Genomic DNA, 18,532 nt, shown 5'->3' with positions numbered 1-18,532 from the left:
CTAAATTAAGTCGGATTTCAATTATTTATTGAAATTCATGAAAACTTTCCTCAATAATCCAATAGTTCAATTGAAATATTTAAAAGAAACATTTCCAAATTTGAGTTTAGCACTTATATTTATATTTAATTATTATTTTAATAAAAAAATTAATAATATTCCGGATTTATTCATTAATTTCAATATGTTCACATAAATAGTTAAAGGTTAAATAACATACAATAGACATGGATGACTCATATATTCTCGGATTATAGATGAATTTTACCTGATATTACATTCGTTGATAAAACCGATAAATGGTTCAGTTGATAATTTCTGACAAATTAAAAAAAGGATTACCTGGTGGCCTTGTTGGGCTACCGGATAATCCTTCATATTGAAAAAAGACTAACTTTTTCACCACAATACAAGTGGCTCAAGAGATATGATTTAATTTCCTATTTTTGTAATTCTTCAATTGCCAAGGCAAAATTACCTAATGTTGCTGAGCCATTGTTTTTGACTACTGGCATTTGAATGTACTTCTCTAAATTTGGTACTTCGACGTAATCATTTAGTAATTCCTTGAATTGTTGTCTAACTTTTACTAAGAATGATTCACTCACGACGCCACCGCCAAAGACTATTTTATCTGGACGGAGGATCAATGTGGCTTGGATGGCTGCTTGAGCAACATAATAAGCCATGATGTCCCAGGTATGGTCGGATAACGGAACGTCTTTGCCTTTTTTGCCTAAGCGAGCATCAAATGTTGGTCCGGCTACTAATCCTTCCAAACAATCTTCGTGATATGGGCAAATGCCTTTAAAGGCTAGGTCATCTGGGTGGCGACGTAAAAATGTGTGTCCCATTTCGGGATGTCCAAGATCGCCAATAAATTTACCGTCCGAGATTGCTCCTGCACCGACTCCAGTACCAATCGTGTAATAAGTTAATGAGTTGATTTTTTCGTTGGCGAGGGTCGACATAACATACTCGCCATAGGCTGAGCCATTAACGTCAGTTGTCCAAAATATGGGAATATTGAAAGATTTTTTCATTTCACCTAGAAAATCAGTGTCATGCCAATTAGGCTTTGGTGTTGATGTGATGTAGCCATATTTGGATGAATTTTTTCTCAACTCAATCGGTCCAAACGAGGCAATACTTAAGGCTTTAATATCAAATTTTTTGAAGTAATCAATTGCCATTTGAATCGTTTCTTCTGGGGTGGTTGTTGGAAATTGTGTGAAATCTTGAATTCGATAATCTTCGTCCCCAATTGCACAGACAAATTTAGTTCCACCAGCTTCTATACTTCCTACTAACACATTCATCTCTCCTTAATTTTAAAAGTAATCGTTTTCAGAATTAAAGATTACTATCAAATTAGATGGTCTTCAATTTCGATATGTACAAAAAAATATCAATAATTTGGTCAATGTATATGAAGTTAACGTTACTAACTGAAGGTTTATTGAAGGATGCCGTTTCCAGAGCTGAGAGTATTCATCTGCTGCGCGGAACGGTCCGAGCCTGGGAAGCGGTCTCGAACCTCGGTTTGAAGCCTTACCAAAAATCGGTAAGGCTCCAAACACGTCCGGTGGTGTAATTTAAAGCACTAACGCCACTTTCGCTGCATATGAATACTCTCAGCTCTTCCAACTATTTTATTTTTTATAGTCTGAATAATTCAATTAGGACCGCTGATTGTTTAAATAAACTATATAAAATCCGTTAAATAAAAGACAATTAGTCGTAATAATTGGAAAATATTTGTGGGATACTTCGTACGATCTTCGAATTTTTGGCAGCTCTGGAGTTGAAATATTTAACTAGCACAACGTATAAAGTTAACATCAAAAGAGCCAAGAATATTTACCGCTAGATTAATCGGTGAACATCCTTGACTCTTTTTATTAATTTCTGATGTAAACAACTTCATGCAACATGCCATACTCTGTTTGATCGGCAATGAAATCTTCGGTAGCTTCAAAGTCAAACAGTTCATAAAAAGCACGTGAAGTGAAATTATTTTTTAAAACAATTAAATAAATGTTATCAAATTTTTTCTGCAAGATATCTAAAGCTGCTTGGAAAAGTTTTTGCCCGATACCTTGATGTTGAAATTGCGGCAATACGTATAATGAATATATTTCTCCGTAACCAAGGTATTTTTTTCTTCTGGCGGGTCCGTACGTGCAGACGCCGACGATTTGTTGATCTTTTGTTAATGCTACCAAAGTGTTGTTGATTCGATTTTCTGGATGCCAAGTGGTTTTTAAGTTGATATTATCCAACAAGGCTTGTGGTACGAGGCCAACATATGAGTAAGTCCATGTCTGATAGTAAACTTGACGGATACTGTCAAAATCAGTCTGTGAGTCAGTTTTAATTATTTGACAATCCATATTAATCACGACTTTCGACGGCTTCGTTGGCACTGGCAAAAACTCCGAGTTTGCTCAACAGCAATCCTAAGAAGAAACCAACAAATGTAGGTACGACCCAACCAAGTCCCATGCTAGCTAGAGGAACGTATTGATGATAGGCAGCTAACACTGTTTTGACGAAATTCACACTTGTAACGGCAGCTGGTGAGGCATTTAACATATCGAAGATAGCTGGCAATACAGTGAATGCAATGGTCATTTTATAAACAAGTCCCGCATATGGTTTGGCATGGACGGTCAATGAAACGAGGATTAAAGCAAGTGATAGTGGATAAAGTAGCATCAAAACTGGCAATGACCAAGCGATGATGTTGTCTAACCCAGCATTAGCAACGACGAATGACAAAGTGGTTGTTGTTCTTAACCAAGCTAAGTAGCTGATCTTGGGGAATAACTTGTGAAAGTCTTGTGAAAATGATGCAACTAATCCTAACGCAGTAGTGAAAACGCCTAGAGTAACCAAAACGCCTAAGAAAGCTGCACCAAATCTACCGAAGTAGAAATTGACGATTTGTGAAAGTGCCACACCACCATTAGCTGATAAGGTTAGTTTGCTTAAACTGAAAGCACCTAATAAAACTAATCCAAAGTAGACTAAGACTTCTAGGGCAATACTCAATGAACCGGCTTTAGCGGTTAAAACTGATAATTCACGATCCTTGTAACCAAGTCCTTTAACGGCATGAACGAATGTAACGCTCAGAGCAAGTAAGGCTACGGCATCGACAGTGTTATATCCTTCAAGTAAACCACTGACGGTTGAATTAGTTTGATATGCTTGAGTTGGCATATGGTTCAAGCCACCCATTGGATGTAAGAAAGCAACGACGAATACGACGGCTAATAATACCAAAAAGATAGTGTTGAGATATTTCCCAACGTATTTTAATAATTGATTTTGATGAACAGTTAAAGTATATGCGAGGCCAAAGAATACTGCGGTGAACAACAACATCCCGACGGTGTCATATTTTGCAGGTAAAAATGGTTGGACAGCCATTTGAAAAGCTGTTGCAGCAGTACGTGGGGTACCAAACAAGGGTCCAATCGTGAGGTGGACCAAAACTAGGAATAAGGCAGCGTAGAATTTGCCGACTGGACGAGCAAGGTCATATAAACCATCACTCTTAGTTACAACAACGGCCATGATTGCTAGTAATGGAAAGAGGGAACCGGAAATCGCGAAGCCAAATGCTGCTGATAGCCAATTGTTACCAGCTAATTGTCCTAAGTGGACTGGAAAAATCAAGTTACCAGAGCCAAAGAACATTCCAAAAATTAAGGAACTGACTACGAGTAAATGTAAAACTTTCTTTTTATTGTTTTTTTCTCCTGTTAATTCTAAATCGTCTTTCATAAGTAAATTTCCTCCTAAAAATGTTGTTTCTAATCTGTGTTGGGCCCTTAATACCACTAATGTCAGAATCCATTTTTACCACCTCTTTTTTTAATTAAAAACCGCTCTTAAGCAATTTTTATACAAACAACGTTGTTTTGGGTACAAAAAAAGCCCTCTTCCAGCTAAGGAAAAGGGCTCAAATAGAACGGTACCACCTTTTTTGGGTATTTGAAGAATACTCACTTTATTAACGGACTTATGATATCCGCTAGCCAAATAATGGTGGCAACCACGATAACCTACATATCGGCATCGAACTCAGAAATGATTTTCGAAATTCTCTTGACGGTCACTTTGCACTAAACATGACTCACTAAGCGTACTTGAGATTTCTACTTTTTTCTTCAACGTTTTGTTGGTTTGTATTATAGTCACCTAAAATTTGAATAGCAAGTATTTTTTTAATGAAATTATAATTTTTATAATTTATGTGGCGTGCGATTAAGGAAATGCTTGGCACCATCTATAACGTGGAAATAGGTTGCTAAGCTGAACATATCAGGGTTTAGACTCCGTAAGAAAGGCCACTCGCGTAACGAACCACGGAATAATGAGTTATTCTGTTCGATGAATTTTTTTCCGACTTTTTGTGGTTGGTCCGCAAATAATCCAGATTGATAAAGATAATTAGAATAATCAAAGAAATACTTTGCCGTTTTTTGTTCACCAATTGTTTCACGAAGGATTTTGGTCCGTGCGTTGATAAATCCCAAGCTGTTGCGGACCACTTGACGACTGTTATCTGAGTTTGATAAATAATTAAATAATTCTTCAAAAAACTTTTGGTAGGCATGGATCTCACCGCTGGATAAATAGGCACGGGGATGATTTTTGAAGGGGTACTTCCAATTACTGAGATTGTATTCCCACTTTTGCCCAATCCAGATGGTGAACGGCAATTCATAAAAGACCTGTGTCATATCTTGTTCAAAATATTCATTAATAATTTCTGAATAGTCTTTTGGCAGAAGTCTTCTGATTTCGTTATTCAATTCCGGGGTAATGAATTTGGTTCCATCAGCATCATCAGTTAGTTGCATGATTCTTTCCCATTTTTCAGGACTAAGCAGATCAGGCTTAATATTTTTAACTAATTTTAAGTTGATAGGAGCCGAATTTAACGTATATCCGGCATCAAAACTATTATCCATTAATTGTAATGTTTGAACGAAATGACCACCTAAAGAATGACCAATGCCATAAATCAATGATTGTGAAGCAATTTGACTGTGCAAGTAGCGGATAAAGTCACGCGCAACTAGCAGCTGACGGTTTTCTTTAGTACTACCAATCAAAATTGAGTTAACGTTATAATCCCAGTCGTTATAATTTTCAAGAATAGATTTTTCAAACCGCTTACTTCTTGATTTAATTGTTTGGTCCACATTGGCTTCAGTCCCTTTGAAGGTGACGTAGCACTCCTTTACACCATCAATAACTATTTCATAGGCAATACTTGAAAAACCACAGTCGGCTGCTTCAGGATTGATGTCACGAACGTCGTATGAACGAATGTAATCAGGCAAACGGTTAGTAAGGCTGTAAATCAAAAATTTTAAATAGTTTTCTGGACGAAATTCTTGATAAAGGTAACGATCATAATCGAATTGCAATAGTTTAGTTCGAAAGTCAGGGTTATGTAGTAGTTCACCGGCATGATATGGTTCTGAACGGATCTCTAGAGGCATCAAATCATTTAAAAGCAGAATGACATAGATTTGGTTCAGATAACCCCGGCAAGGATTAATTTGTTCATCTTCAATCATTGAAATCAATTGTTTTAGTTTATTGATTTTTCGATTACGTGATGGCAGTGAAAAATTGTTTTCACGATGAAGTTGATCAAGATTTTTAAGACGCAGAGCTTTGTCGATCAATTGAGGGTGAATAGTGGAATCGTTACTAAATTGGGAAACACGGAGATCAATAACTTGGTTTAATACTAAATTGGTCAGACGTGTTTTTTCTTTGTTCAAATAGGAGTAGCTAAAGTACAGACGCTTATTTTGTGGCAGCAACTGTTTGCTGTCTTCTTTGTTAAATGTTAAAGGAAAATTTTGATGAGCTCGAAAATTAAGCAAGTCGAGTTGATCATAAATGTGATTTAAACGATTTAGGTTTGTTAATAGTTCCCTCATAGGATCACCTCTCATTTATTATATTCTAACAAATTGTTGATATATAAGTAACGTATGGTGCTATTTAAATATGCCATCTACAGAGCTGGGAAATATTCACTGGCTGTGCGGAACGGTCCGAGCCTGGGAAGCGGACTCGAGCCTCGGTTTGAAGCCTTGACATAGTTCGTCAAGTCTCCAAACACGCCCGGTGTTGTAATGGCTAAAGCCATAACAACACTTCCACGGCACATAGATATTTCCCAGCTCTTCCGACTAGTTAATCGTTATTGATCGAATGTAAAAATATTCAACTGTTTTTATATACTTCCCGTTTTAAATTCCAAAATTTAATTTGGAAAATATAAATGATGCTAATATTTGTAATAAATTAACAACTAGCACTAGAGATGGCCGATTTTTTAATCAAGTTTAAGAAAGAACTATTTATTTTAATATAGTTCACAAAAGTGATACTCCACACTTGTACTATGTTACAAACGTGCTATACTATAAGTGTGGAGGTTGGAGAAAGATGCGAATAGATATTAAATCATACTTAGAAGATAACGGATTAACAATATATGTAATAGCAAAGAAAAGCGGGTATGGTTATACGACTCTGCATAAATCTTTCAACAAAAAACAATCTTCCGCCACATCAATAAATTTGCGCGATATAGAGGCAATTGCCAAAGCGCAGGATATCGAAATGTGGAGAGTTCTGCGTGAATTGGAGTTGCATTATCTAAAGTGAGGAGGTCTTTATATGGCAAGATCATTTTGGGATGAAGATCCATTTAACAACAATATGGACGAAATTTTTAATAGGTTAATGAGTCAACAAAAAGGTGATTCACAAGCTAAGTATTATGTGAATGGTCAAGAATTGACTCCAGAAGAATTAGCTAAATATCAAGAAGCTAGAACTGCTGGTCAAAATATTCCGGTTAGTGATAGCACTAAACAAAAAAATGGCACTATATTAGAGAAACTAGGACGTAACTTAACTCAAGAGGCTAAAGATGGCTTACTTGATCCAGTTATTGGCCGTGATAAAGAGATTCAAGAAACGGCTGAAGTTTTGAGCCGGAGAACGAAGAACAATCCTATTCTAGTAGGTGATGCTGGTGTTGGTAAGACTGCGGTTGTTGAGGGGTTAGCCCAAGCTATTGTCAAAGGCAACGTACCTGAAGCAATCAAAGACAAGCAAATAATTTCAATTGATTTGTCAGCGCTTGAAGCCGGAACACAGTATCGTGGTTCCTTTGAAGAGAATATTCAAAATTTGCTCAAAGAAGTCAAAAAGGCCGGCAATGTAGTACTATTCTTCGATGAGATTCATCAAATTATTGGTGCTGGATCATCTGGTTCAGACTCAGGTAGTAAAGGTTTAGCTGATATTATTAAACCTGCATTGAGTCGTGGTGAAATTTCAGTTATCGGTGCCACAACTCAGGATGAGTACCGTAATACGATTATGAAAGATGCTGCTTTAGCAAGAAGATTCAATGATGTAACAATTAACGAACCTAGTAAAGAAGCTACCTTGGCAATCTTGAAGGGCTTACGTAAGGCTTATGAAAATCACCATCACGTCGAATTACCTGATGATGTTTTGAAAGCGGCTGTTGATTATTCAGTTCAATATATCCCTCAGAGATCATTACCTGACAAGGCAATTGATTTGATCGACATGACAGCTGCTCACTTAGCTGCTAAAAATCCTGTAACTGATAAAGTTAGTTTGGAAAAGGATTTGAAACAGGCTGAAAAAAATAAAGCTACTGCCGCTGCTAAAGAAGACTATGAAAAAGCTGCTGATTTGAAACAGCAAATTGAAACTATTCAGACAAAATTAAATAAAGACGACACGACAACTGATGAGCCAGTCGCAACGATTAATGATATTGCCGAATCAGTCCAAAGATTAACTGGCGTTCCAGTTTCTCAAATGGGTGCTAGTGATATTGAAAGACTCAAGACAATGGGCAAGCGATTGAAGGACAAGGTCATTGGTCAAAATGAGGCTGTTGACATGGTTGTTCGGGCTATTCGTCGGAACCGGGCTGGCTTCGATGAAGGCAATCGTCCAATTGGTAGTTTCTTATTTGTAGGACCAACTGGTGTTGGTAAGACAGAGTTAGTGAAACAATTAGCCCAAGATATGTTTGGATCTAAAGATTCAATCATTCGTTTGGACATGAGTGAGTATTCTGATTTAACTGCGGTTTCTAAATTGATTGGTACTTCAGCTGGTTATGTTGGCTATGAAGATAACGGCAATACTTTGACTGAAAAAGTTCGTCGTAATCCATATTCCATCGTTCTACTTGATGAAATTGAAAAGGCTAATCCACAAGTTTTGACCTTGTTATTACAAGTAATGGATGATGGACGTTTGACCGATGGTCAAGGTAACGTAGTTGACTTCAAGAATACGATCATCATCGCTACATCAAATGCCGGATTTGGTCATGGCAACAAAGATGAGAAATTAATGGATAAATTAGCACCATACTTTACTCCAGAATTTCTGAATAGATTCAATGGTATCGTTGAATTTACACATCTATCTAAGAAAGACTTGAATCAAATCGTTGAATTGATGTTAAATGACGTCAACCGTAACTTAGCTAAGAAGGGTATTACTTTGGAAGTAACGCCTGAGGCAAAGGAATGGTTGATCGATGAAGGTTATGATGAAGCGATGGGTGCTAGACCATTACGTAGAATCATTGAACAACAAATTAGAGATAAAGTTGCTGAATTCTATCTTGATAATATTAAGGTCAAGAATTTGAAGGCCAATGTTGTTGATGGAACAATTAAAATTTCTGATAATTCAGTTGTAACAAATTAAGAATAATAAAAAATCCTAGAGAATAAAAAATTTCTCTAGGATTTTTTTGTTTAACTAAAGGTTGAAGGTTGAAGTAAGTATGACGTTTCCAGAGCTGAGAGTATTCAATTGCTGCGCGGAACGGCTCGAGCCTGAGGTGCGGTCTCGACCTTCGGTTGAAGCCTCGCAAAACCCGCGAGGCTTCAACACCCGGCGGTGTAAGGACTAAAGTCCTAACGCCACTTTCGCTGCAAATGAATACTCTCAGCTCTTCCAACTAGTTTATTTTTTTTGGCGGAAATAATAAAATTTGCCATAAAATTGTGATTTCTGATTACTTAAATAAATTAGCTCTAGGTCTGTAATAACGATAGGCAGACTAATTTTTCGACTTTCAACTTTTAGTTGTTTAAATTAAAAATCATTTTATTAAATTTTTAATTTTCTAATTTGACTCATACAGCTTCTTTGATATAATTATAACTGTAAATTGAGGGGTGTTTGATATGAAGAAGAGAACGGTGCTAATTGTTGCGGGATTATCTGCTGGAATGGCTTTGATGAGTTCGAATATTAATGTACCAACGTTACATGCTGCTACTGAAGATAGCAATAGTATGACAAAGGATACAAATGATATTTCAGACAGTTTAAAGACGATTGTAGCAACAAAAAATGGGGTATCTAAAGATGATGTCACACCAAAATATTTGGCAACATTAACAAGTTTAGATTTATCAAATTCTAATCTGACATATGAGGAGTTGTCCGGTCTAGAATATGCCACTTCCCTAACAAGTCTGAATTTAAGTGGAAATAAAATTGATCAAATGGGTGATTTATTAGTGAACATGCTTGATTTGGCTGATCTCAATTTAAGCAATAATAAAATTAACGATATAAGTTTTATTGGGTTGAATGGTGATGGTGAAGGAAATGATTTTGAGAACTTAACAACTTTAGATTTATCTGGAAACATGATAAGTAACTTCTCACCAATAGATCGACTAGTCAGTGTGAGTCCTGAGACTGTAAATCTTAAAAATCAGATAAGAAAATTAGGTCCTGGGACATTATCTTCTAATGATACTTCGCTAAATTTAAACAATATTGTAGGTGGTAGTAATATTTCAAATATTAAAGTAACAAGTGCTAAGATGCTTAATAGTACTACTACGAAGTTTGATTATTCTGACTTACCAAAGGTAACTATATCAGGCATAGATGCTGATGATACTGCTCTGATAGATGTAGATTTTACGTATACAACTAGTGATGGTTCCAAATATCAAGTTAGTAGCGTGCTGCAACAACCATTTGTAATAAACTTGCCAACGTTAGTTTTAAAAGAGGACCAAGTAACATTAAAACAAGGCGATACATGGGATTCCAAACAACTTGTTACTGGAATTACCTCTCCAAGTTCATTAGGAAGCTTAACGACTGATTGGGATAGTGCCGATGTACAGAAATCGATTGATGATAAATCACTTACAATTTCAGGAGATGTTGATACTTCTAAACCAGGTACATACAAGGTGGTCTACACATATACTAACCAAACCTTTACGCGTAAACAAACAGTCACGGTTACAGTAAAACCAAAATCAACTGGTTCAGGGTCAGGCGGCTCTAGTTCAAGTTCCTCAAATATTTCAACAATTGCTGAAAAAAACTTGTTAACCAAAAAAGCAGAGACAATTGCCATTTATAATCAAAATGGTCAAAAAACCTCAGAAAAAATATTAAACGAACTGACTGATTACAAAACGAATAAGAAAAATGTAATTGGTGATACAACTTATTACGAAATAGCTGATGGCCAATGGGTTAAAGCTAATGATGTGCGGGAATATACCGCTGAGTCAGGAGTGCTACAAACTAAATCAGATTCGTATAAGCGACTATTAAATTTGAATGGAGTAATTATATCAAATCGAGCTTTATCCCAGACTACGGATTGGTTGTATAGTGGTTATGCGGATTTTAATGGCACAAAATATTATCGTGTCGCAACTGATGAATGGATAAAAGCTGATGATGTTCTGGTGTTTACTAGAATAAACAATGGTATATTGACTGTAAATACACAAGCACAATTATATAATGACACTGGTTCGAAAGTGAACATTGCTTTAGCAAAAGATTCAAAATTCCGTACTGATAGGTTTGCAACAATTAATGGTGAAAAAATGTACCGTGTTGCTACAAATGAGTGGGTAAAAGCAAATGATGTCACTTTAGATTAAATAGGTTTCTGTTTTTAGTGTCAAAATATGTTATAAAAATAGACCAGATGAATTTCGTATAAATTTATCTGGTCTATTTTTGTAAGTTAAATCTATAACAAGAATTTATAATAAATTAGAGTTAGGCCTTTTAATACAATCAAGCTAGTTATATGTTGTTCAAAATTATTTATTGTAATTATGATTTTGCCGTGTCGGGATCAAATTGGAATCCACCACTATAGGGTGCCTTGTCAATTGTAGCTAGTTCACTATTAGTTAACTTAAAATCGAAATCACTGAGATTATCTTGCATATGACCGATACTTGTTGACTTAGTTAAGGGTATAATCTGTTTTTGAATCAGCCAGCGAAGAATTACTTGTGAAGGTTGTTTGCCATACTTTTTCGCAATTTTGTTAACAGTCACGTCCTTTAAAACATCACTTCCAGGTCCGCCAAAGGGACTCCAAGCTTCGACCTGAATATCTTGAGCTTGTGAGTATTCTGCTGCTTCTGTTTGGGCAAACCCGGGATGATATTCGATTTGATTGAGCATTGGTTTGATTGTACTATCTTCAACTAAGGCCTTTAAGTGGTGTGCTAAGAAGTTGGATACACCAATGGCTTTAATTTTACCAGCTTTATACAGGTCCTCCAAAGCTCGCCAAGTATCAGCATTTAATTCACGCCAATCATCATGCCACTTAGCATTAGCAGGCCAGTGAATCAAATAAATATCAACATAGTCTAGTCCAAGCTTTCTTAATGACTCATTGAAGGCGGCAGTTGTTTTTTCATAACCACGATGAGTATACCAAGCCTTGGTACTTACTAGGATGTCATCACGTTTAAGGTTGTTTTCGACCATAGCCTCCCGAATTCCTTGACCAACACTGATTTCATTGCCATAAATTTCAGCAGTGTCAATTAAACGATAGCCGCTCTTGATTGCATCTTTTACAGCTGAAACTGTTTGTTCTCCATCGGGAATAATTGTTCCAAATCCGACGACAGGAACCTCGTATCCATTATTTAGTGTGTATGTTGAAGTTTTATCCATTTTTTTACCTTTTCCTTTATTCAACTGAGAATTGATTTAACATATCTAACGTATTTTGAAATGACTGAGCATTTTCCGGTAAATTAAACCCATTGCCTGTATTTAAAGCTTTAATTTGATTCATTTCTTGATCACTTAATTCAAAGTCAAAAATATCAAGATTCTCTTTTAAACGATTTAAATGAACTGTTTTCGGAATTGCTACGATGTTTCTTTGGAGTAGCCAACGAAGAATAACCTGAGCACTCGATTTTCCGTGTCTTTGACCAATCTCGTTTAATAGTGGCACGTCAAAGACATTGTTATTACCTGAAGCAAAAGGAGCCCAAGCTTCCATTTGAACGTTATAGTCAATCATTGCTTCTTGATCTTCGTCACGCTGATTGAAAATGTTCGTTTCAATCATGTTAACAGCAGGGCGAACGTCGGTGAAATTAATCAGATCGACCAGTTTTTGTTGCGTAAAGTTGTCAACGCCGATTGCACGAATCTTGCCGGATTGATAGGCTTCACTTAGGTAACGCCAGGCACCGTAATAATCACCAACGGGTTGATGGATTAAATATAGGTCCAGGTAATCTAGTCCCAAATTATTTAGTGAACGTTCGAGTCCAATTTGAGCACCTTCGTAAGAATTATCAGTTAGCCATAATTTAGAAGTTATAAATAGTTCTGAACGGTCAATGGTGCTTCGTTTAATTGCTTGACCAACAGCTTTTTCATTACCATAAGCGGCCGCAGTATCGATTAGACGATATCCAAGCTTGATTGCTTGGTAGACAGTCTCTTCAGCTTGATTTAAATCATTAACACGAAAAATTCCTAATCCCAGTTTTGGCATTTTAATACCATTGTTTAAAGTAATGTATTCCATTTTTAGAAATCTCCTTTGTTTATTTGGAATTTCAAATAATCGATTGAGGTTATTTGCTTTTCAAAGTTATGAATTATGGTTAATCTTTCGCTTCTTTTTTTATTTAGAAGTTGTATTTTTTGTTTCGATTGATTGGAATTTAGATATTCTTCAATTTCAAAAAGATTGAAACCAATAATCCGTAATTGGGTAATTGTCTGTAAAATTGGTAAATCCTTTTGGAAATAGACATCGTTTCTAATATTGCAAGTATGTAATTGCCAAGTATGGAAATCATCTAAGACTTGCTGAGTAATTTGATATCTTGCTTGCAGATCATTTTTATTCACATATTTCACCTCGAAGTATAAAAATAAAGATAAATCGATTAATGATATTGTTTTGTTAATCGATATATGTAGTTTAAATACTGTTCACTGATATGTAAAATACTTATTATATGTCTTTAGTTATGCATATTATGAATTTCTTTAGAATGAGATTTAAAGAACTAAAGATTGAAAGTTTAGTTAAGCATGCCGTTTCCAGAGCTGAGAGTATTCAATTGCTACGCGGAACGCCCCGAGCCAGAAAGCGGTCTCTCACAAAACCCGCGAGTCTTCAACACGCCCGGTAATGTAATTTAAAGCACTAACGCTACTTTCGCTGCAAATGAATACTCTCAGCTCTTCCGACTAGAAAGGGACTCTAATTTCCCCTTAAAAAAATAAACAACCTAAGATTTGTTCAAGTTGGAAATTTAATCTCTACTCAGAACTAATCTTAGGTTGTTTGCTATAACTCTTTATATTTGAAGAAATCTAGTTTAATTATCTTAAAGCTTAACCTTTTGTCTCGCGAATAAAATCAATAAAGGAGTTCGTTACTTCTGAATGTGGCTGTTGTCCACGCCAGGCTAAAACGGAACTCAATTCTAATTTTGGTATTAGTGGAATGTATTTTAAATCATCAAAATGTTGGCTCGTTTTTAGGCAAATTACTACACCGTGATTTTGTTGAGCCAACATTGCAGCGCTGTATAGTAAATTATAACGGGCTTTGTTTTGCATTTGGATAGCGTATTTTCCGGACCAGTTGCCAAGTTCGTTTTGGACTACTCGATCGGAAATTGTAATTACCTTAGTGCCGACCAAATCACCAGGACGAATGGCTGAATAATTAGCAAATTTTGATTTTTCGTGGGCTAAGATGCCCCATTCTTCCTTACTATTCATATGAACAAAGTCATATTTGCCTATCTCAACTGGTTCAATTAAGAGTCCCATGTCTAAAACACCCTGTTCGATCCAACCTTTAATATCATTATTATTACCACTTCTTAAATTGAATTTCACTTGGGGATGTTCTTCTTGAAATTCATCAATTAGGTTTGCCAATTCTGCCATACTGTGTAGTTCACTACAGCCAATTTCAATAGTTCCAACTAATTCTTCAGTTGATTGCAATTCGTCACGTGTGTGCTCAAAAATGTTTACTATATCTTGGGCTCTTTGTCGGAATAATAATCCTTCCTTAGTTAGGTAAATACTGTGATTGCTACGATGAAAGAGTTCAACATTTAATTCTGTCTCTAAGCCTTTTAATTGCCGTGATAGAGTTGGTTGAGTTAAATGCAGTAGGGAAGCTGCTTTAGTAATATTTTCTTCACGTGCAGTAATCAAAAAATAGTTTAAAACACGAATATCCATTTTATTCACCGATCCACTATGTATTGTTTTATGAACCTAAAGGTTGAAAGTTTGATGAGTTATGCCGTTTCCAGAGCTGAAAGCATTCATATGCTGCGCGGTACGATTCGAGCCAAAAAGCGGTCTCGAATCTCGGTTGAAGCCTTACCAAAAAAACGGTAAGTCTCCAACATACCCGGTGGTGTAAGGAATAAAGTCCTAACGCCACTTTCGCGGCAAATGAATACTTTTAGCTCTTCCAACTAGTTTTTTAATAATACGAATGTCTAATTGTTATCTTTTGCTATTTAAATAAATTGATAAATAAATTTACTTTAGGACTATCAGAGCACTGTTTATATCACTTTTTCACCTTTCAACCTTCAGTTATGAACAAAGTTTAACACAAGATATTAGCCATACATTATTTACATGACTAATCATTTAAAATAAGCATTTTAAATTACTGGTGATTTCCATTAAACTAACCAACGAAAGTTAAAGATGATTTTAAAAACGAAGGAGAAAAATAAATGAAAATAGCTGTTATTGGAGCTTTTGGAAAAACTGGAAGGGCCGTGATTAAAGAAACTCAAAGTAGAGGCCATGAAGTTTTAGCCATTGCTCATAAGAATCATGAAGAAATTGATTTAAGTGTTGAACAATTGTTGATCAAGGACATTATGGATCTGACCACAAATGATTTAAAGGGTGTTGATGCTGTAGTTGATGCGATTAGTGCTTGGACCCCTGAAACATTTTATGTTCATACTGATGGGATATCTCATCTAGCTAATATCTTAAAAGGCACTAATATCCGTTATCTCAAAGTTGGTGGTGCTGGAACGTTATTCATTAACTCAGAACATACTAAAATGTTGAAAGATCGCTCAAATTATCCGAAAGATTGGTTGCCATTGGCTGATGTATTGGTTGAAAGTTTAAGACGTTTACGTTCCTATTCAGATATACGTTGGACATATGTAACACCAGCATTCAATTATGATCCAGAGGGAATTAGAACCGGTAAGTATCAAGTTGATGGTGAGGAATATCGTGCTAAAGATGATAGTAAAAACTATATTAGTTATGCAGATTATGCTGTAGGTATGCTGGATATTATTGAGCACGAATCTTATATCCGACAAAGAATTACACTTGTTGGCAATAAGTAAGATTACGAAAAAGGAGTGCTAAAAATGGAACAGGTAACTTTAAACAATGGAGTACAAATGCCAGTGATGGGCTTTGGAACTTTTCAAACACCGCCCGCATTGACTGAAGAAAGTGTTGAAAGGGCACTAAAAATTGGTTATCGCAGCATTGATACAGCTCAAGTTTATGAGAACGAAGCTGGTGTTGGAGCTGCAGTTAAAAACAGTGGTATTGTACGTCAGAATCTATTTATTACGACTAAGACTCAAACCGATGGATATGACGAAACAATTAAAGGTATCGACGAGTCATTGAAAAAGCTTCAAATGGGTTATATTGATTTAATGATTATTCATTGGCCAATGGGCAATAGTCTTGAAACATACCGTGCTATGGCTGATGCTTATAAGGCTGGAAAAATTCGTGCAATTGGTTTGAGCAATTTTAATCCTGCTCAGATTGATGCAATTCTAAAATACAGCGATGTTAAACCAGTAATTGATCAAATCGAAACTCATTTATATTGGCAACAAAGTAAGATTGCTCCATATTTAGCTGAACATGAAATTGTTCACGAAGCTTGGGCTCCCTTTGGTGAAGAATACGCTAAAGAGATGATTCAACTACCAGAAATTACTGAACTTGCTAAAAAATACAATGTTTCAGGAGCGCAAATATTGTTACGTGCCATGACTCAACAGAAGATTGTCGTGATTCCAAAGTCTAATAATGAAGCGCATTTGAAGTCAAATTTGGATATATTTAATTTCAAACTTACTGATGCCGAATTAGAAGGCTTGAAGAAGTTCGATAAGCACCGTTCGATTAAAGACTGGCCAGTTTCAATGCGAGAAACAAATTATTAAAGAGTGTGACAAAACATAGCTTTTAAGCGGAAAAAGCTATGTTTTGTTGTACTGGTTCTTACAAGCTCCCTACTCAGTGGGGAGTAATTGACTGAGCCGAATTCGAAAACGCAATTCTTGTTTATATCGTTGTCGTTGCCACATTTAAATACAAAAACCAGTTCGTGAACTCTTGATGATTTCATGAACTGGTTTTTTTAGTAAGTTAGTAAATTCAATCTATGTAACCAATCGTTTATCGTTACATCGCTATAATCCCCAGTGGCTTGAACCTCACCATTATCAAGGATAATAATCGAGTCGGCGTTATGGAATAATTGCTCGTCGTATTGATGAGTGACAATCAACCAACCGGAATCTAATTCGGTTAGGATTTGACTGATTTTTTGAGAGGTACGGGGATCAACACCTGTTAAAGGTTCGTCAAATAAGTTGAATTCAGTTTGTCTTAGCAATAAACGTCCCAGAGCTAAACGTCTTTTTTCACCGCCAGAAAGTAAACCACTGTGGGAATCAATATGTTGATTTAAGGCTTTGGGATTGGCATATTTCGTTAAACCAATCATTTGTAAAACGGCAAAGCACCGTTCAGTTGAATCTTCGGTGTTAAATAGTGTTAGATTGTCCTTCAAACTGGCATCAAAAATGTGTGCTTGCTGTTCCAATAATCCTAAATGTTGGAAAACATCGTTTAATGAATAGCTATTAATCGGTTGGTTATTAAGTGATATTTGTCCTTTAGCAACTTGGGAGTTAAAGGGAAGATTGATTAAAGTCGTTTTACCGCTACCACTTTTACCAACCAATAAATAGTGCTGCTGGGCTTTTAGAGTTAAGTTAAATTGCTTAAGAATTGATTTATTGTCCTGAGTGAACGAAACATCTTGATATGTCAGACTATCGAATTTTTGTAGGGATTGAGTTTTAAATTCTACATTAGAATCCTGAATTTTTTCTTCCAGTTTAGTAGCAGCTGTTTTTCCACCAATAATATTGCTGAAAATTTCTGAGGCCGTTTGAATTGGTTCGGAGATAAAAATCATCAATTGAGAAAATGCAACCAGTTGTCCTAGAGAGATTTCCTTTTTCAAAACAAAATAAATTCCTACAATCCAAGTTCCCAAATAAAGAAAGTCATTCATGAATTGACTGATTGTACCGACTTTCTTGCGTGTTAGTTGATCATTATTCTGGGCAATTAGTAAGTGTTGATTTTGAGATTGGAAAATATTGTGTAATTGTCTTTGGATGTTAAAGACTTGAATAGTTCTAAGACCATTAGTGGCATCTTGTAAAATACTAGTTGCTAGTTTTGATTCGTGAATTAAGTTCTGTTTATTTTTCTTGAGATTACTCTGTTGATAGAAGGGCAGAAAAATCCCGGGGATACATAGTAAAACGATAATTAAGGTCAATGCAGGTTTTATCATGATTGACAACGTTAAAGCAATAATTAACTGACAGATTTGTTTGTATGCGGTGAATGTCCCTTGAAGATAATCATCGCGCAGAACGGGAATGGTTTCCGAAAAGTCGTTATAATAATCATTCGTAATTTTTTGAACGTCATTACCAATACCAGTATTTTGTTTGAAAAGGTTCGTTAACAAGCGATTCCGAACGGTATTAATAATTTGATTGAGAGTAGTTTGTTGGAGATAAGATCCAATAAAGTAAACTGCTGTGTCAATCAAGATATAGCAAATGACAATGGCAATTAAGAGGCCGTATGATAATTGGCTTTTGCCAGTTGCTACGTCAGTAATTACTTGTAGTAGGTAAGAAACAGAGATTTCTACTCCTGAGGCGATGGGAATTAATAGTAAAAGAATCCATGTTTTCTTTTGTGCGAATTTTAAAAAGTGTAGTAGTGTCATAAAAGTTCC

General features: G+C 35.8%; 14 protein-coding genes. 5 read left to right on the top strand and 9 right to left on the bottom strand.

Features of this window, described 5'->3' with window-relative positions; all coding sequences use genetic code 11:
• Positions 1 to 440: 440 nt before the first annotated feature.
• From scrK to FFM71_RS04420, 4 genes are all read right to left on the bottom strand, one after another.
• Positions 441 to 1,313, bottom strand: a complete 873-nt coding sequence (scrK, locus tag FFM71_RS04435) for a fructokinase ScrK (RefSeq protein WP_137610981.1) — start codon at positions 1,311 to 1,313, stop codon at positions 441 to 443.
• 588 nt (positions 1,314 to 1,901) lie between these two features.
• The gene (locus FFM71_RS04430; RefSeq protein WP_137610980.1) at positions 1,902 to 2,393 is read right to left on the bottom strand and encodes a GNAT family N-acetyltransferase; all 492 of its coding nucleotides are present in this window, start codon (positions 2,391 to 2,393) and stop codon (positions 1,902 to 1,904) included.
• Position 2,394: 1 nt separating this feature from the next.
• The gene (brnQ, locus tag FFM71_RS04425; RefSeq protein ID WP_137610979.1) at positions 2,395 to 3,792 is read right to left on the bottom strand and encodes a branched-chain amino acid transport system II carrier protein; all 1,398 of its coding nucleotides are present in this window, start codon (positions 3,790 to 3,792) and stop codon (positions 2,395 to 2,397) included.
• A 461-nt stretch (positions 3,793 to 4,253) separates the two neighbouring features.
• Positions 4,254 to 5,972, bottom strand: a complete 1,719-nt coding sequence (locus FFM71_RS04420) for a DUF6792 domain-containing protein (RefSeq protein WP_137610978.1) — start codon at positions 5,970 to 5,972, stop codon at positions 4,254 to 4,256.
• Between the two features lie 514 nt (positions 5,973 to 6,486).
• On the opposite strand from FFM71_RS04420, the gene FFM71_RS04415 reads away from it, so the two are divergent.
• The 3 genes from FFM71_RS04415 (at position 6,487) to FFM71_RS04405 (ending at position 11,042) form a co-directional block, all read left to right on the top strand.
• The gene (locus tag FFM71_RS04415; protein ID WP_041499243.1) at positions 6,487 to 6,708 is read left to right on the top strand and encodes a hypothetical protein; all 222 of its coding nucleotides are present in this window, start codon (positions 6,487 to 6,489) and stop codon (positions 6,706 to 6,708) included.
• 12 nt (positions 6,709 to 6,720) lie between these two features.
• Positions 6,721 to 8,814, top strand: a complete 2,094-nt coding sequence (locus FFM71_RS04410) for an AAA family ATPase (protein ID WP_137610977.1) — start codon at positions 6,721 to 6,723, stop codon at positions 8,812 to 8,814.
• Positions 8,815 to 9,299: 485 nt separating this feature from the next.
• On the top strand, positions 9,300 to 11,042 hold the full coding sequence (locus FFM71_RS04405; RefSeq protein WP_137610976.1) for an SLAP domain-containing protein: 1,743 nt from the start codon (positions 9,300 to 9,302) through the stop codon (positions 11,040 to 11,042).
• Positions 11,043 to 11,220: 178 nt separating this feature from the next.
• Here FFM71_RS04405 and FFM71_RS04400 read toward each other — a convergent pair whose 3' ends face one another.
• The 4 genes from FFM71_RS04400 to FFM71_RS04385 all read right to left on the bottom strand — a co-directional run bounded on the left by FFM71_RS04400 (position 11,221) and on the right by FFM71_RS04385 (position 14,646).
• Positions 11,221 to 12,084, bottom strand: coding sequence for an aldo/keto reductase (locus tag FFM71_RS04400; protein ID WP_137610975.1), 864 nt, complete (start codon positions 12,082 to 12,084; stop codon positions 11,221 to 11,223).
• A 16-nt stretch (positions 12,085 to 12,100) separates the two neighbouring features.
• A complete protein-coding gene (locus FFM71_RS04395) occupies positions 12,101 to 12,958 on the bottom strand; it encodes an aldo/keto reductase (protein WP_137610974.1) in 858 nt (285 codons plus the stop codon).
• Positions 12,959 to 12,960: 2 nt separating this feature from the next.
• The gene (locus FFM71_RS04390; RefSeq protein ID WP_137610973.1) at positions 12,961 to 13,287 is read right to left on the bottom strand and encodes a MerR family transcriptional regulator; all 327 of its coding nucleotides are present in this window, start codon (positions 13,285 to 13,287) and stop codon (positions 12,961 to 12,963) included.
• A gap of 492 nt (positions 13,288 to 13,779) precedes the next feature.
• Positions 13,780 to 14,646, bottom strand: coding sequence for a LysR family transcriptional regulator (locus tag FFM71_RS04385; protein WP_137610972.1), 867 nt, complete (start codon positions 14,644 to 14,646; stop codon positions 13,780 to 13,782).
• A 512-nt stretch (positions 14,647 to 15,158) separates the two neighbouring features.
• Here FFM71_RS04385 and FFM71_RS04380 point away from each other — a divergent pair.
• Both FFM71_RS04380 and FFM71_RS04375 read left to right on the top strand, forming a co-directional pair.
• Entirely contained in the window at positions 15,159 to 15,800 is a 642-nt protein-coding gene (locus tag FFM71_RS04380; RefSeq protein ID WP_137610971.1) for an NAD(P)-dependent oxidoreductase, read from the top strand.
• 24 nt (positions 15,801 to 15,824) lie between these two features.
• Positions 15,825 to 16,646 (top strand): aldo/keto reductase, encoded by an 822-nt coding sequence (locus FFM71_RS04375; RefSeq protein WP_137610970.1) that lies wholly within the window; start codon positions 15,825 to 15,827, stop codon positions 16,644 to 16,646.
• Between the two features lie 197 nt (positions 16,647 to 16,843).
• Here the strand turns inward: FFM71_RS04375 and FFM71_RS04370 are convergent, their stop codons facing one another.
• A complete protein-coding gene (locus FFM71_RS04370; RefSeq protein WP_137610969.1) occupies positions 16,844 to 18,523 on the bottom strand; it encodes an ABC transporter transmembrane domain-containing protein in 1,680 nt (559 codons plus the stop codon).
• Positions 18,524 to 18,532 lie beyond the last annotated feature (9 nt).

This window comes from Companilactobacillus huachuanensis (genome assembly GCF_005404815.1).
Lineage (GTDB): Bacteria > Bacillota > Bacilli > Lactobacillales > Lactobacillaceae > Companilactobacillus > Companilactobacillus huachuanensis.
The sequence above is the reverse complement of the archived record's forward strand: the minus strand, read 5'-3'. Positions and strand labels throughout refer to the sequence as shown.